Annotated in this window: 13 protein-coding genes; 12 read left to right on the plus strand and 1 reads right to left on the minus strand. The window is 64.8% G+C overall.

What is annotated here, in order from left to right; all coding sequences use genetic code 11:
* Positions 1–74: 74 nt before the first annotated feature.
* Positions 75–1,052, minus strand: a complete 978-nt coding sequence (locus LPJ38_RS15675) for a LysR family transcriptional regulator (protein WP_145637120.1) — start codon at positions 1,050–1,052, stop codon at positions 75–77.
* 118 nt (positions 1,053–1,170) lie between these two features.
* Here LPJ38_RS15675 and LPJ38_RS15680 point away from each other — a divergent pair, with 118 nt between their 5' ends.
* The 12 genes from LPJ38_RS15680 to LPJ38_RS15735 all read left to right on the plus strand — a co-directional run bounded on the left by LPJ38_RS15680 (position 1,171) and on the right by LPJ38_RS15735 (position 14,892).
* Positions 1,171–2,208, plus strand: a complete 1,038-nt coding sequence (locus tag LPJ38_RS15680; RefSeq protein WP_145637123.1) for a class 1 fructose-bisphosphatase — start codon at positions 1,171–1,173, stop codon at positions 2,206–2,208.
* 12 nt (positions 2,209–2,220) lie between these two features.
* The gene (locus LPJ38_RS15685; RefSeq protein ID WP_008557539.1) at positions 2,221–3,096 is read left to right on the plus strand and encodes a phosphoribulokinase; all 876 of its coding nucleotides are present in this window, start codon (positions 2,221–2,223) and stop codon (positions 3,094–3,096) included.
* A gap of 28 nt (positions 3,097–3,124) precedes the next feature.
* Entirely contained in the window at positions 3,125–5,143 is a 2,019-nt protein-coding gene (gene tkt, locus LPJ38_RS15690) for a transketolase (protein ID WP_145637127.1), read from the plus strand.
* 22 nt (positions 5,144–5,165) lie between these two features.
* The gene (gene fba, locus LPJ38_RS15695) at positions 5,166–6,251 is read left to right on the plus strand and encodes a class II fructose-bisphosphate aldolase (protein ID WP_145637129.1); all 1,086 of its coding nucleotides are present in this window, start codon (positions 5,166–5,168) and stop codon (positions 6,249–6,251) included.
* Positions 6,252–6,289: 38 nt separating this feature from the next.
* Complete coding sequence (locus tag LPJ38_RS15700; RefSeq protein ID WP_145637132.1) at positions 6,290–7,750, plus strand: form I ribulose bisphosphate carboxylase large subunit; 1,461 nt, start codon at positions 6,290–6,292, stop codon at positions 7,748–7,750.
* 12 nt (positions 7,751–7,762) lie between these two features.
* A complete protein-coding gene (locus LPJ38_RS15705; protein ID WP_008566800.1) occupies positions 7,763–8,170 on the plus strand; it encodes a ribulose bisphosphate carboxylase small subunit in 408 nt (135 codons plus the stop codon).
* 97 nt (positions 8,171–8,267) lie between these two features.
* Positions 8,268–9,197: a CbbX protein gene (cbbX, locus tag LPJ38_RS15710; RefSeq protein WP_167520543.1), complete on the plus strand. Its 930-nt coding sequence runs from the start codon at positions 8,268–8,270 to the stop codon at positions 9,195–9,197.
* The gene (gene rpe / locus LPJ38_RS15715; protein ID WP_145637135.1) at positions 9,194–9,931 is read left to right on the plus strand and encodes a ribulose-phosphate 3-epimerase; all 738 of its coding nucleotides are present in this window, start codon (positions 9,194–9,196) and stop codon (positions 9,929–9,931) included. The genes cbbX and rpe overlap by 4 nt, the downstream gene beginning before the upstream one ends.
* Positions 9,932–10,193: 262 nt before the next feature.
* Complete coding sequence (locus LPJ38_RS15720) at positions 10,194–12,050, plus strand: putative bifunctional diguanylate cyclase/phosphodiesterase (protein ID WP_145637139.1); 1,857 nt, start codon at positions 10,194–10,196, stop codon at positions 12,048–12,050.
* A gap of 183 nt (positions 12,051–12,233) precedes the next feature.
* On the plus strand, positions 12,234–12,446 hold the full coding sequence (locus LPJ38_RS15725; RefSeq protein ID WP_008551558.1) for a hypothetical protein: 213 nt from the start codon (positions 12,234–12,236) through the stop codon (positions 12,444–12,446).
* Between the two features lie 270 nt (positions 12,447–12,716).
* The gene (locus LPJ38_RS15730) at positions 12,717–14,258 is read left to right on the plus strand and encodes a Do family serine endopeptidase (RefSeq protein ID WP_145637142.1); all 1,542 of its coding nucleotides are present in this window, start codon (positions 12,717–12,719) and stop codon (positions 14,256–14,258) included.
* Positions 14,259–14,529: 271 nt separating this feature from the next.
* The gene (locus tag LPJ38_RS15735) at positions 14,530–14,892 is read left to right on the plus strand and encodes a hypothetical protein (protein ID WP_145637145.1); all 363 of its coding nucleotides are present in this window, start codon (positions 14,530–14,532) and stop codon (positions 14,890–14,892) included.
* Position 14,893 lies beyond the last annotated feature (1 nt).

Here is a 14,893-nt window from a genome sequence, read left to right on the forward strand (position 1 = left end):
GAGCGCCTGCTCCAGATCATCGTGGTGCTGGCGGCGACGCTCGCCATGAGGCTGATGAGCTGAGCGCGCGGGGGCTATCGTCCGCCGAGCTCGGGCACGTCGGGCAGATAGTTCGAGCCCTCCGAACCCAGAAAATCGAACATCGCCTGCGCCGGCGGCAGCAGCACCTTGTCGCTGCGGCGGATCACGTACCATTGCCGCACGATCGGCAGGCCGGCGACGTCGAGCACGATCAGCCGGCCCTCGGCAAGTTCGTGCGCCACGGTGTGGGCCGAGATGAAGGCGATGCCGAGCCCGGCGATCACCGCCTGCTTGATGGTCTCGTTGCTGCTCATCTCCATGCCGATGATCGGCTCGAGATCCGACTTCTGGAACATGCCTTCCATTAGTGTCCGCGTCCCCGAGCCGGGCTCGCGGGTGAGGAAGGTCTCGTGCACGAGGTCGGTCAGGTTGAGGCCGGAATCCTTCTCCAGCCAGTGCCCCTTGCGCGCGACGATGATGTGCGGATTGCGCCCGAGCTGACGGACGTCGACCGTGACGTCGGTCGGTGGCCGACCCATCACTGCGAAATCGAGGTCGTAGCCGTGCATGGCCTCGCGGATCTCCTCGCGGTTGCCGATGGTGAGCTTGATCTCGATCTTGGGATGCCGCTTGGAGAACGCCGCGATCGCATGCGGCACGAAGTATTTCGCGGTGGAGACCGCGCCGAGCTGCACGGTGCCGCCGGTCCGCCCCGCCAGCAGGTCAAGCGCGCCCTGGCAGTCCATGATGGCGGCCTCGACCCGCTCGGCCAGCGCCAAGACCTCCTTGCCAGCCTCGGTCAGCAGCATCCCGTCGCCGGTCCGCTGCACCAGCGGCAAACCTGCGAGGTCCTGAAGCTGCCGGAGCTGCTGGGTCACGGCGGGCTGCGTCAGCCCGAGATGGCTGGACGCCGCCGTCACGCTGCCCTTGGCCGAGAGCGCCGCGAGCGAACGCAGCTGCCGGATCGTCAGATGCCGGAGCTGAGCCGCCCCATGGCTGGGGCCATTATAAGAAAATTCTTTGGCGCTCATTATAAATAGAAATTTTCCTTATTAAGTGGTGCCTGTCAATCTCATCGTGCTGGGACTGACCGCATCGACCTCCACTGGGGAGGGAAACGGATGCGGCGCCGGCAAGGGATGGACGCAGATGACCGGGCAACTCAGGCTGGACGACCTCCTTCAGCGGTATTGTGAGACCGCACCCCATGCGCTCGCCGTGGCGGCCGCCGTCGATGCCATCGCGGCAGCGGCGATCGAGATTGCCGATCTCATCGCCTCCGGCGATCTCGCCGACGCCTCGGGCCTGACGACGGGCCGCAATAGCGACGGCGACGTCCAACGAAATCTCGACGTCCAAGCCGATGCGATCCTGCGCCGCTGTCTCGGCACGCTGTCGATCGCGGCGCTGGCGTCGGAGGAGATGCGTGAAGCCCAGATCGTCGACCGCGACGGCCGCATCTGCGTCGCGATCGACCCGCTCGACGGCTCCTCCAACATCGACATCAACATGACCGTCGGCACGATCTTCTCGATCCTGCCCGCGCCCGACGATCTGTCGCTCGCCTTCCACCAGCGCGGCTCGGCGCAGCTGGCGGCGGGGTTCGTCACCTACGGGCCGCAGACCTCGCTGGTGCTCACGCTCGGCGACGGCGTCGACGTCTTTACGCTCGACCGCAAGGCCGGCTGCTTCCGCCTCGCCCGCAGCGGCGTGCAGATCTCCGAGGCCTGCGAGGAGTTTGCGATCAATACCTCGAACCGCCGGCACTGGGATCCGCCGGTGCGCGCCTTCATCGACGAATGCCTCGCCGGCATTGAAGGACCCGCCAACCACGATTTCAACATGCGCTGGATCGGCTCGCTGGTCGCAGAGGCCTATCGCATCCTCACCCGCGGCGGCGTCTTCCTCTATCCCTCGGACGCGCGCCCCGGTTACGGCGACGGCCGCCTGCGCCTCGTCTATGAGGCGCACCCGATGGCTTACATCATCGAGCAGGCCGGCGGCTCCGCCTCGACCGGGCGCGAGCGCATCCTCGAACTGTCGGCGCAAAGCCTGCACCAGCGCGTGCCGCTGATCATGGGCTCGATCAACGAGGTGCGGCGCGTCGAGGAATTGCATTGCGATCCGCTGCTGGTCGCCAGCGTCTCTGCGCCGCTCTTCGCGCGGCGCGGATTCTTCCGGCTCTGAGCGAGGTGACGCATGTCCAGGAAGCATCCGATCATCTCCATCACCGGCTCCTCCGGCGCCGGCACCACCTCGGTCAAGAAGACCTTCGAGCAGATTTTCTTCCGCGAGAAGGTCAACGCCGCCTACATCGAAGGTGACGCCTTCCATCGTTACGACCGCGCCGAGATGCGCGCGCAGATGGCCAAGGAGGCCGAGCGCGGCAACAAGCATTTCAGCCATTTCAGTCCCGAGACCAATTTGTTCGAGGAGCTGGAGCGCGCGTTCCGCGATTATGGCGAGACCGGCACGGCGGTGACGCGTCACTACGTTCATGACGCCGAGGAATCGGCGCTGCATGGCGCGCCTCCCGGCACCTTCACCGATTGGGAAAAGCTGCCGGAGAGCTCCGACCTGCTGTTCTACGAAGGTCTGCACGGCGCCGTCGTCACCGACAAGGTCAATGTCGCGCGCTATGCCGACCTCAAGATCGGCGTCGTGCCCGTCATCAATCTCGAATGGATCCAGAAGCTGCACCGCGACCGCAGCGCCCGCGGCTATTCGACCGAGGCCGTCACCGACACCATCCTGCGGCGGATGCCGGATTACATCCACTACATCTGCCCGCAATTCACCGAGACCGACATCAACTTCCAGCGCGTGCCGACGGTGGATACCTCCAATCCGTTCATCGCGCGCTGGATCCCGACGCCCGACGAATCGATGGTCGTGATCCGATTCAAGAATCCGCGCGGCATCGACTTTCCCTATCTGCTGTCGATGCTGCCGCAAAGCTGGATGTCCCGGGCGAATTCCATCGTCTGCCCCGGCGCCAAGCTCGACCTCGCGATGCAGCTCATCCTGACGCCACTGATCATGCAACTGATCGAGCGCAAGCGGAGCCTGAAGTGATCCGCAAGACAAGCAACGGGAGGATCTGATGAACATCTCGGTTCATGCCGAAGCCGACCTCTATGCCGTCAGCCACAACGATCTCGCCAATGCCGTCCGCTTCCTTGCGGTCGACGCGATCGAGACCTCGCAGTCGGGCCATCCCGGCCTGCCCATGGGCATGGCCGACGTCGCGACCGTGCTGTTCTCGCGCTTCCTCAAATTCGACTCGGCGCATCCGAACTGGCCCGACCGCGACCGCTTCGTGTTGTCCGCAGGTCATGGCTCGATGCTGCTCTATGCGTTGTTGCATCTGACCGGCGGCGACGTCAGCCTCGACGACATCAAGGCGTTCCGGCAGTGGGGCTCGAAGACGCCGGGCCATCCCGAATATGGCCATACGCCCGGCGTCGAGACCACGACAGGTCCGCTGGGGCAGGGGATTGCCACGGCCGTCGGCATGGCGCTCGCCGAGCGCATGGCCAATGCGCGGCATGGCGACGGCCTCGTCGATCACTTCACCTATGTGATCGCCGGCGACGGCTGCCTGATGGAAGGCATCAGCCAGGAAGCGATCTCGCTTGCCGGTCATCTCCAGCTCGGCCGGTTGATCGTGCTGTTCGACGACAACGGCATCTCCATCGATGGGCCGACCTCGCTGGCGACGTCGGATGACCAGCTCGCGCGCTTCGCCGCCTCCGGCTGGTCGGTGCGCCGTGTCGACGGCCACGATCCCGAAGCCGTCGCGCAGGCGATCGCGGAGGAGCGCGAGACCGCCAAGCCGTCATTGATCGCCTGCCGCACCATCATCGGCTACGGCGCGCCGGACCGGCAGGGCACCGAGAAGGCGCATGGCGCACCGCTCGGCACCGAGCAGACCGCGGCGGCGCGCCGGACGCTGGGTTGGGATTATCAGCCCTTCGTGGTGCCTGTCACGATCCAGAAGGCGTGGCGGATGATCGGACAGCGCGGGCAGGTCGATCGACTCGCCTGGCTCGATCGCTACGAAAGCGCGACGCCGGAGCAGCGCGATCTGTTCGTCGAGGGCAGGGCCGTCGCCTTGCCGGGCGGCTATGCGCTGGCTGTGGCGAAGCTGCGCGAGCGCTTCGCCAGCGAACGTCCGAAGATCGCAACGCGCCAGGCCTCACAGCAGGTGCTCGACGGCATCGCCGGGACCATCCCGGGCCTGGTCGGTGGCTCGGCCGACCTGACCCATTCGAACCTCACGCACGTCAAGGCGCAGGCTCCGGTCAAGAGCGGCGCGTTCGCCGGCGATTACATCCATTACGGCATTCGAGAGCATGGCATGGCCGCCGCGATGAATGGCCTTGCGCTGCATGGCGGCTTCATCCCCTATGGCGGCACATTCCTCGCGTTCTCGGATTACAGCCGGCCCGCCATCCGCCTTGCGGCGCTGATGCGGCTGCGCGCCATCCACGTCATGACCCATGATTCCATCGGTCTCGGCGAGGATGGCCCCACGCACCAGCCGGTCGAGCATCTCGCCGCGCTGCGGGTGATTCCCAATCTGCTCGTGTTCCGGCCCGCTGACGCCGTGGAGACGCTGGAGGCCTGGGACTGCGCACTCAGCTCCGAGAGCCGCCCGTCCGTGCTCTGCCTGTCGCGCCAGGCGCTTCCGACCTTCCGCAGCGATGCGCGCGGCAGAAACCGGGTCGCCCGTGGTGCCTATCTCATCGTCTCACCGGATGGAGGACGCGACGTGACGCTGATCGCAACGGGCTCGGAAGTGTCGATCGCGTTGGAAGCCGCTCGCCTGCTCGCGACCGAGCATATCCGTGCGGCAGTGGTGTCCGCGCCTTGCTTTGCTCTGTTCGAGGAGCAGCCGGAGGATTACCGCGCCACGGTGCTCGGCACGGCGCCGCGTGTCGGGATCGAGGCGGCCGTGCAGGGTGATTGGGCACGTTGGATCGGTGCCGACGGTGAGTTCGTCGGCATGCGCGGCTTCGGTGCCTCGGCGCCGGCGCCCGTGCTGTACCGTGAATTCGGCATCACGCCGCAAAGCGTTGCGGAAGCGGCCCGCCGGGCGGTCGCCCACAAGGGACAATAAGGGACAACAAGGAGGATCAATCGTGGCTCGTACCACCCTTCGCCAATTGCTCGATCACGCGGCCAGCCACGGCTACGCCGTGCCGGCCTTCAACATCAACAATATGGAGCAGGGCATCGCAATCATGCAGGCGGCGGCCGAGGTCGACGCGCCCGTGATCATGCAGGCCTCGCGCGGTGCGCGCAGCTATGCCGGCGATATCATGCTCTCGCACATGATCGACGCGCTGGAGCGGACCTATCCGGACATCCCGCTCTGCATGCACCAGGACCACGGCAATGACGAGGCGACCTGCGCCTCCGCCATCGCCCATGGCTTCACGTCCGTCATGATGGACGGCTCGCTGAAGGCCGACGCGAAGACCGCGGCCGATTACGATTACAACGTCGCGATCACCCGCCGCGTCGTCGATCTCGCCCATTGGGTCGGCGCCTCCGTCGAAGGCGAGCTCGGCGTGCTTGGCTCGCTCGAGCATGGCGGCGGCGAGCAGGAGGATGGTCACGGTGTCGAGGGCAAGGTCAGCCACGACCAGCTGCTGACCGACCCCGACCAGGCGGTCGACTTCGTCCGCGCGACCAAGGTCGATGCACTTGCGATCGCGATGGGCACCTCGCACGGCGCCTACAAGTTCAGCCGCAAGCCCGACGGCGACATCCTGGCGATGCGCGTGGTCGAGGAGATCCACCGCCGGCTGCCGAACACGCATCTGGTGATGCACGGCTCGTCTTCGGTGCCGCAGCCGCTCCAGGACATGTTCAACGAATTCGGCGGCGAGATGCCGCAGACCTGGGGCGTGCCGGTCGAGGAGATCGTTCGCGGCATCAAGAGCGGCGTACGCAAGGTCAATATCGACACCGACTGCCGCCTCGCGATGACGGCCGTCTTCCGCAAGGTTGCCGCGCAAACACGCTCGGAGTTCGACCCGCGCAAATTCCTCAAGCCCGCGATGGATGCAATGCGCGAGCTTTGCCGCGAGCGCTTCGAGCAATTCGGCACGGCAGGCCACGCCAGTAAGATCAAGGTGATCCCGATGAGCGAGATGGCGCGGCGCTACCGCGCCGGCGAGCTTGATCCGCGCGTGGACGCCCGCGAGTCCGTCGCGGCATAGTCAATCAGAAAGCAGAGAGAAAAGAGCAGGAGAGAGACATGAACGCACATGCAGGCACGGTCCGCGGCAAAGAGCGCTATCGCTCCGGGGTGATGGAATACAAGCGCATGGGCTATTGGGAGCCCGATTACACGCCAAAGGACACGGACGTGATCGCGCTGTTCCGCGTCACGCCGCAGGAAGGTGTCGATCCGATCGAAGCGTCGGCTGCGGTGGCCGGTGAATCCTCGACCGCGACCTGGACCGTGGTGTGGACCGATCGCCTGACCGCCGCCGAGAAATATCGCGCCAAGTGCTACCGCGTCGATCCGGTCCCGGGCTCGCCGGGCTCGTATTTCGCCTACATCGCCTATGATCTCGACCTGTTCGAGCCGGGCTCGATCGCGAACCTCTCGGCATCCATCATCGGCAACGTGTTCGGATTCAAGCCGCTCAAGGCGCTGCGGCTGGAGGACATGCGCTTCCCGGTCGCCTATGTGAAGACGTTCCAGGGACCTGCCACCGGCATCGTGGTCGAGCGCGAGCGGCTCGACAAGTTCGGCCGGCCGCTGCTGGGCGCCACCGTCAAGCCGAAGCTCGGTCTTTCCGGGCGCAATTACGGCCGTGTGGTCTACGAGGCGTTGAAGGGCGGGCTCGACTTCACCAAGGACGACGAGAACATCAACTCGCAGCCCTTCATGCATTGGCGCGACCGTTTTCTCTACTGCATGGAGGCCGTGAATCGCGCGCAGGCTGCCTCGGGTGAGGTGAAGGGCACCTATCTCAACGTCACCGCGGGGACGATGGAGGACATGTACGAGCGCGCGGAGTTCGCCAAGGAGCTCGGCTCCGTCATCGTCATGATCGACCTCGTGATCGGCTATACCGCGATCCAGTCGATGGCGAAATGGGCGCGCCGCAACGACATGATCCTGCATCTGCACCGCGCCGGTCACTCGACCTATACGCGGCAGAAGAGCCACGGCGTGTCGTTCCGTGTCATCGCCAAATGGATGCGGCTCGCCGGTGTCGACCACATCCATGCCGGCACCGTGGTCGGCAAGCTCGAAGGCGATCCCAATACCACGCGCGGCTACTACGACGTCTGTCGCGAGGAGTTCAACCCGACCAGGCTCGAGCACGGCATTTTCTTCGACCAGTCCTGGGCGAGCCTGAACAAGATGATGCCGGTCGCCTCGGGCGGCATCCATGCCGGCCAGATGCATCAGCTGCTCGATCTCCTGGGTGAGGACGTCGTGCTGCAGTTCGGCGGTGGCACCATCGGCCATCCCATGGGAATCGCGGCCGGCGCCATCGCCAACCGCGTCGCGCTGGAAGCGATGATCCTCGCCCGCAACGAGGGCCGCGACTATGTCCACGAGGGCCCGGAAATCCTGGCCAAGGCGGCCCAGACCTGTACGCCGCTGAAGTCGGCGCTCGAGGTCTGGAAGGACGTCACCTTCAACTATCAATCCACCGACACGCCGGACTTCGTGCCGACGGCGCTGGAAACCGTCTGAGGAGCTTTGACCATGAAACTGACCCAGGGCTGCTTTTCGTTCCTGCCCGACCTGACCGACGACCAGATCACCAAGCAGGTGCAATACTGCCTCGCCAATGGCTGGGCGGTGAACATCGAGTTCACCGACGATCCGCATCCCCGTAACACTTATTGGGAAATGTGGGGCTTGCCGATGTTCGATCTCCAGGATGCCGCCGGCGTGATGATGGAGCTCGCCGAATGCCGCAGAGTGTACGGCGACCGCTACATCCGCATCAGCGGCTTCGATTCCAGCCATGGCTGGGAGTCCGTGCGCATCTCCTTCCTCGTCAACCGGCCGCCTCAGGAGGCTGAGTTCGAGCTGGTGCGGCAGGAGGTGGGCGGCCGCGCGATCCGTTACACCACCGTGCGCAAGCCGGTCGCGTACGCCTCAACCTGAACCGTTCTCCTCCGCGCGGAGCGCTCCCTGCTCCGTATCCTTGGCGGACCACTGCTTCGCCGCTCCCCGCGGCGAAGCCCTTTTCTTCGAGGTGCCGATGCTCGATGTTCCCCACTCGACGACCGAACATGGCGAGACCAATTTCGATCTCCGCAAGGAGGCCGAGGCGGCCGGGATCACCGCCACGCTGCAACAACTCGAGCAGGAGCTGATCGGACTGAAGCCGGTCAAGACCCGCGTGCGCCAGATCGCCTCGCTGCTGTTGATCGAACGCATCCGGCAGCGCGCGGGCCTCGCCTCCGCGCCGCCGACGCTGCACATGTCGTTCACCGGCAATCCCGGCACCGGGAAGACCACCGTGGCGCTGCGTATGGCCAAGATCCTGCACGGCCTCGGCTTCGTGCGGCGCGGGCAGGTGATCTCGGTGACGCGCGACGACTTGGTCGGTCAATATATCGGCCACACCGCACCGAAGACCAAGGAGATATTGAAGAAGGCGATGGGCGGGGTGCTGTTCATCGATGAGGCCTATTATCTCCATCGCCCCGACAACGAGCGTGACTATGGTCAGGAGGCGATCGAGATCCTGCTCCAGGTGATGGAGAACCAGCGCGAGGATCTGGTCGTGATCCTCGCCGGCTATGGCGAGCGTATGACGAGCTTCTTCGCCTCCAATCCCGGCTTCCGTTCGCGCATCGCGCACCACATCGAATTCCCGGACTATGCCGAAGCCGAGCTGCTCGTCATCGCCGAGCTGATGCTGAAGGAGCGGGGCTATCGCTTCTCGGCGGCAGCGCGCGAGGCGTTCGAGAAGTACATCGCGCTGCGGCGGACCCAGCCATTCTTCTCCAACGCGCGCTCGATCCGTAACGCGGTCGACCGCATCCGCCTGCGGCAGGCCGATCGTCTGGTGTCCGATCTCGACCGCATGCTCGACATCGCCGACCTCGAGACCATCGATCCCATGGATGTCCTGGCAAGCCGTGTCTTCAGCGGCGGTGCCGACGCGCGGAGTGCAAAGCCATGACGAAAGAGATCCTCATCGCGCCCTCGATCCTGGCCGCGGATTTTGCGCGCCTTGGCGAAGAAGTCGCGGCGATCGATGCGGCCGGGGCTGACTGGATCCATTGCGACGTCATGGACGGGCACTTCGTGCCGAACATCAGCTTCGGTGCCGATGTCATCAAGGCGATCCGTCCGCGGACGAAGAACATATTCGACGTGCATCTGATGATCGCGCCGGCCGATCCCTATCTCGAAGCCTTCGCGAAGGCCGGGGCCGATGTCATCACCGTGCATGCCGAAGCCGGTGCGCATCTCGATCGCTCGCTCCAGGCGATCCGCATGCTCGGCAAGAAGGCCGGCGTGAGCCTGTGCCCTGCGACGCCGGAGAGCGCGATCGAACATGTGCTCGATCGTCTCGATCTCGTGCTGGTGATGACGGTCAATCCAGGCTTCGGCGGCCAGTCCTTCCTCGGGTCCCAGCTGGAGAAGATCGCGCGCATCAAAAGCATGATCGGCGCCCGGCCGATCCGGCTCGAAGTCGATGGCGGTGTTACACGCGACAATGCCGCTGCCGTGGCCGCAGCGGGCGCCGACACGCTCGTGGCGGGCTCCGCGGTATTTCGCGGCAACAGCGCTGCCGAATATGCGGCCAATATCGCGGCCATTCGCACCGCCGCCGAGGCCGGCCGGGTTCCGAAGTTGCAGGACAGTTGTACACATCGGATGCGCCTCAGCGATGGAGGCCGTATCCGTTAGACTACGGGAGGCGCAAGCGTCGATGGATCGACGTGCCGGTTGTCCTAAGGCGTGGCACTTTCTCCGGGGGGCTACGGGAGTTAGCGCGGAAAAATTAACAACTCTTCAGGCCTGAGTAACCAACGGGTTGGGCACGAAGTTTCGGTTAACCCCTGCGCAAGGCCGTGCGTCGCAGTCTGGGTCCAGGAACGCGAGAGAGCGTGGGGATGCGGATCCAGTACATTGGCAGGCATGAAGCCTGCACGCGGCACGAGACGATGCTATGAGCATGCATCGCTTGTTTGCCGAGCAGCTCCGCTGCGCTACCGACGCGGCTGGACAGGTCGACGTCGTGAGGCTGGGTGAGCTCGTCAGCGCTGCCTATGAGGCGAGCGATCGCGACCGCCAGCGGATGATCGAGGCACGCGCACACACGCAGGGTGTGGTCGAGCGAGATCTGCTGCGGACTCAGGAATTCCTCGATACCATCGTCGAAAACGTTCCGATCGCCGTCTTCGCGAAATGCGCGAAGAGTTCGCGCTACATCCTGCTCAACCGCGCCGGGGAAGACTATTACGGCATGCCGCGCGAACAGATGCTGGGCCGAACACCCGAGGAGATTTTCCCAGCCGAAGTCGCCCGCGTGGTCAACGAGCAGGATCGACGCGTGGTGGCCAGCGGCCTGCCGTTGTTCCTGGAGGAGCATCTGCTCGAAGTGGGCGTCAAAGGCCGTGGCTGTGTCGTCAATTCACGCAAGATGCTGATCAAGGATTCCGACGGGGAGCCGCAATATCTGGTCGGCGTCATCGAGGACGTCACCGAACGGATCGCGAGCCAGGCGCGGATCAGCCATCTCGCGCATCATGACGTGCTGACCGACCTGCCGAACCGCAGCGCCTTCAACGCCGCGCTGGAGGAACGATTGGAGCGGGCGCAGGAGGCATCGACCAGCTTTGCCGTGCTCAGCCTCGACCTCGACCGCTTCAAGGAGGTCAATGACGTATTCGGCCACCCCGTCGGCGACATGCTGATGCGGGCGGCGGGCGATCGCCTTGCCGCCGAAGCCGACGGCGCTTTCGTCGCGCGCATCGGCGGTGACGAATTCATGATCCTGATGCCCGATAATGTCAGCCGCGAGAACGTGCTGGCCCTTGCCGAACGACTGGTCGAGACCATCGGCAACGAGCTCGAGGTCGACGACTATCTCTCCCATGTCGGCCTCAGCGTCGGCATCGCGTCCTATCCGGATGACGGCGTCAATGCCGCCACGCTGCTTGCCAACGCCGACTCCGCGCTCTATCGCGCCAAGCGCGAGGGCAGGGGCAGGGTCCGGTTCTTCGAATCCGAGATGGACCAGGAGCTGCGCGACCGCCGGCTGTTGCTGCACGATCTGCGGCGGGCGCTGGAGCAGAACGAGCTCCTCGTCTACTTCCAGCCGCAGGCGCGGATCGAGGGCGAGGTCATCGGCTTCGAGGCGCTGCTGCGCTGGAATCACCCCACGCGCGGCTTCGTGTTGCCCGATCAGTTCATTCCGCTGGCCGAGGAGAACGGGTTGATCATCCAGATCGGCGAGTGGATCCTGCGCGAAGCGTGCCGCGAGGCGGCGTCATGGCAAAGACCGTTGCAGGTCGCGGTAAATCTCTCTCCGGTCCAATTCCAGGCCGGCGATCTCGAAGGGTCGATCCAACGGATCCTACTGGAAACGGGGCTCGCGCCGACGCGGCTCGAGGTCGAGATCACCGAGGGCGTGCTGATCGGTGATTTCAACGGCGCACTTGATCTGCTGCGACGGCTCAAGGCGCTGGGCATCCGCATCGCGATGGACGATTTCGGCACCGGCTATTCTTCGCTGTCCTATCTCCAGTCGTTCCCGTTCGACAAGATCAAGATCGATCGCAGCTTCATCTCCAATCTCGAAGCGACGCCGCAATCGGGCGAGATCGTTCGTGCAGTCCTGAGCCTCGCGCGCGCCTTGAGTATCCCCGTCATTGCCGAAGGTGTGGAGACGGAGGCGCAGCGTGCCTTCCTGACGCGCGAGGCCTGCGAGGAAATGCAGGGCCATCTGGTCGGCCGGCCGGATCTGATCGAGCGCTATCTCGACCTCGTCGGCGTGACCGTCGAGCGCGGCCTCTCCGTCTAGGTTGGGCAGGCAGCGGCGGGAATTCGGAAGGGAGAGAGCCGCCGACTGGAACTTTGGCTTGTCCCGGCACTTCCTGGAATCGACGGAGTTCGGGCGTGCGGCGCGCAGCAAAACTTTTGCATGGCCGCCATCGGCCTGACGCAAATCTGAGCAATAAGCCCCGTGAATGCGAGGGAGGGTCTCATGGAGAACGTACGTCGCTACCGCGCACTGGCGTCCCTCTGTCGTCAGCAGGCGGCCTATCGCCCGCTCCAGAACTGGGAGCTCCTCGGCCAGGCCGAACATTTCGAATATCTTGCGGAAGTCGAGCTCAAGGCGCATTTCGACGCGTGCAATGCACAAGGCGACGAGAGCGCCGCTGACGCCGAGGCATGGGAAAGGCCGGCTGCGGCGTAACGAGCGTCGTAACGGCTCCGCTCAATGGCATCACGATCTCTGGTAGCGCGCCTGGAACGGACGTCGCGGGCTGGCGCACGGGCAGTGAGACGACTGCCTTCACTGCATCAAGGATTCGCGTCGAGCCGCGTCATGTGCCGCGGCAGTTTTCGTCGCCGCGCCCCGGCCTTCAATTCTTTGCCAAGATTTAATCGCGGGGACGGGACGCCGTAAGGTGCCAACGCCCATGTTGCGTGCAAGGCGACACCTGCTCAACATGGACATTCTGACATGAACGATCGCGTCAATTCCGACATTCCCACGACCCGCAAGATCTTGAGGCCGCGCCGGCTGGCGTTGCTTGGCACCGTGGCCGCGCTAGGCGTGGCCGTGCTCGCGGCCACGCCCGGGACCTCGCCATTCGGCGTGACCTCCTTCGTCGCGCCGGCCCACGCCGCCGAGACGGCTGGGACGCCGCCGGGCTTCGGCGATCTCGTGGCCAGGGTCAAACCCGCCGTCATCTCGGTGCGGGTCAGGATCGACCAGGACAACGACAAGAGCGCGATGCTGCAACAGAACCGGATGGATTCGGACGAGGACTCGCCGTCCGACCAGTTCTCCCGCCAGTTCGGCTTCCGCTTTCCGGGCGGCATGAATGGCATGCCGCGCCAGCGCCACCAAATGATCACGGGTGAAGGCTCGGGCTTCTTCATCTCTGCCGATGGCTATGCCGTCACCAACAACCACGTGGTCGATCACGCCGAATCCGTGCAGGTGACCATGGACGACGGCACGACCTACAAGGCGAAGGTCGTCGGCACCGATCCCAAGACCGATCTCGCGCTGATCAAGGTCGACGGCAAGAAGGATTTTCCGTTCGTCAAATTCTCCGACCAGAAGCCGCGGATCGGCGATTGGGTCGTTGCTGTCGGCAATCCCTTCGGCCTCGGCGGCACCGTGACTGCGGGTATCGTCTCGGCCAGCGGGCGCGACATCGGCAATGGTCCTTATGACGATTTCATCCAGATCGACGCGCCCATCAACAAGGGCAATTCCGGCGGTCCGGCCTTCGACATGAACGGCAACGTGATCGGTGTGAATACCGCGATCTTCTCGCCCTCCGGCGGTTCGGTCGGCATCGGCTTCGACATTCCGGCTTCGACCGCGAAACTCGTGGTGGCGCAGCTGAAGGACAAGGGCGCGGTCACCCGCGGCTGGCTCGGCGTGCAGGTGCAGCCCGTGACGTCCGAGATCGCCGACAGCCTCGGCCTGAAGGAGGCGCGCGGCGCGATCGTCGACAATCCGCAAGCCGACAGTCCGGCGGCGAAGGCGGGTATCGAGGCGGGCGACGTCATCACCGCGGTCAACGGCACCGCGATCAAGGATTCCCGCGATCTCGCCCGCACCATCGCCACGTTGGCGCCGGGCAGTTCGGTCAAGCTCGATGTCTACCACAAGGGCGAGAGCAAGACGGTGACGCTGGCGCTTGGCGAGCTGTCGAACGAAAAGCAGGCTCAGGGCAAGGCCAATGACGGGAAAGTGCAGCCGGACACCGGCACCCCGCGTCTCGGGCTTGGTCTGGCGCCCGCCGGCGAGGTTCAGGGCGCCGGCCAGAAGGGCGTCGTCGTCACCGAGGTCGATCCGGAAGGGCCGGCGGCGCAGCGCGGCATCCAGACAGGCGACGTCATCCTCAATGTCGGCGGCAAGGCCGTCAGCAATGTCGGCGAGGTTCGCTCGGAGCTGGCTCAGGCCAAATCGTCCGGCAAGCGCAGCGTGCTGTTGCAGGTCAAGAGCGCGGAGGCGACGCGATTCGTCGCGGTCCCACTCGCATAAGATGCACCTCATCAGCGAAGCTCCAAAAAGGCGGCCCTCGGGCCGCCTTTCCAATGTGCTGTCGAGATCGCGGCGCCGATAACAATCTCGTTAACGGCAGTGAAGATGACCCGCTTCGTCCGAAAAAGCCGTGTTCGTCGATCACAGTTCCGAACAGCACCCGCGTGCCCTGCGGCAATGGCGCCGCGCGGTCGGGTTGCAAGCGTGGAACTTCGAGCCGCCCCGTCGCTTTGTGGGACTGGCCGGTGGTTCGCATTTGATCGGTGCCGACATGGATCGATTGAAGCTCTCGCTGATGACGGCACTATTTGTGGCGTCTTTCGTGCTGCCGACTGCAAGCGCCCTCGGGCGCGATGACGGCCGCTATGCCAACTCGCCCCTGAAGCCCTGGTTCGACAGCCTCCGCAGCCATCTCGGTCCGTGCTGCTCGGATGCGGACGGCTTTGCCGTCGCCGACCCCGACTGGGAATCGCACGACGGACATTACCGCGTCAGGCTGGATGGGCAGTGGATCGACGTGCCGGACGAAGCCGTCATCACCGAGCCGAACCGCGCCGGCCGCACCATGGTGTGGCCGGTGAAGACTGCGTTCGGGATTTCGATCCGCTGCTTCATGCCCGGCAGCATGATCTGAC

The organism is Bradyrhizobium daqingense (assembly GCF_021044685.1).
GTDB lineage: Bacteria > Pseudomonadota > Alphaproteobacteria > Rhizobiales > Xanthobacteraceae > Bradyrhizobium > Bradyrhizobium daqingense.

Bases quoted from the DNA above. Each gene is read 5' to 3' on its own strand.
- LPJ38_RS15675 (WP_145637120.1), bottom strand. From the start codon at position 1,052: ATGAGCGCCAAAGAATTTTCTTATAATGGCCCCAGCCATGGGGCGGCT.
- LPJ38_RS15680 (WP_145637123.1), top strand. From the start codon at position 1,171: ATGACCGGGCAACTCAGGCTGGACGACCTCCTTCAGCGGTATTGTGAG.
- LPJ38_RS15685 (WP_008557539.1), top strand. From the start codon at position 2,221: ATGTCCAGGAAGCATCCGATCATCTCCATCACCGGCTCCTCCGGCGCC.
- tkt (WP_145637127.1), top strand. From the start codon at position 3,125: ATGAACATCTCGGTTCATGCCGAAGCCGACCTCTATGCCGTCAGCCAC.
- LPJ38_RS15700 (WP_145637132.1), top strand. From the start codon at position 6,290: ATGAACGCACATGCAGGCACGGTCCGCGGCAAAGAGCGCTATCGCTCC.
- LPJ38_RS15705 (WP_008566800.1), top strand. From the start codon at position 7,763: ATGAAACTGACCCAGGGCTGCTTTTCGTTCCTGCCCGACCTGACCGAC.
- cbbX (WP_167520543.1), top strand. From the start codon at position 8,268: ATGCTCGATGTTCCCCACTCGACGACCGAACATGGCGAGACCAATTTC.
- rpe (WP_145637135.1), top strand. From the start codon at position 9,194: ATGACGAAAGAGATCCTCATCGCGCCCTCGATCCTGGCCGCGGATTTT.
- LPJ38_RS15720 (WP_145637139.1), top strand. From the start codon at position 10,194: ATGAGCATGCATCGCTTGTTTGCCGAGCAGCTCCGCTGCGCTACCGAC.
- LPJ38_RS15725 (WP_008551558.1), top strand. From the start codon at position 12,234: ATGGAGAACGTACGTCGCTACCGCGCACTGGCGTCCCTCTGTCGTCAG.
- LPJ38_RS15730 (WP_145637142.1), top strand. From the start codon at position 12,717: ATGAACGATCGCGTCAATTCCGACATTCCCACGACCCGCAAGATCTTG.
- LPJ38_RS15735 (WP_145637145.1), top strand. From the start codon at position 14,530: ATGGATCGATTGAAGCTCTCGCTGATGACGGCACTATTTGTGGCGTCT.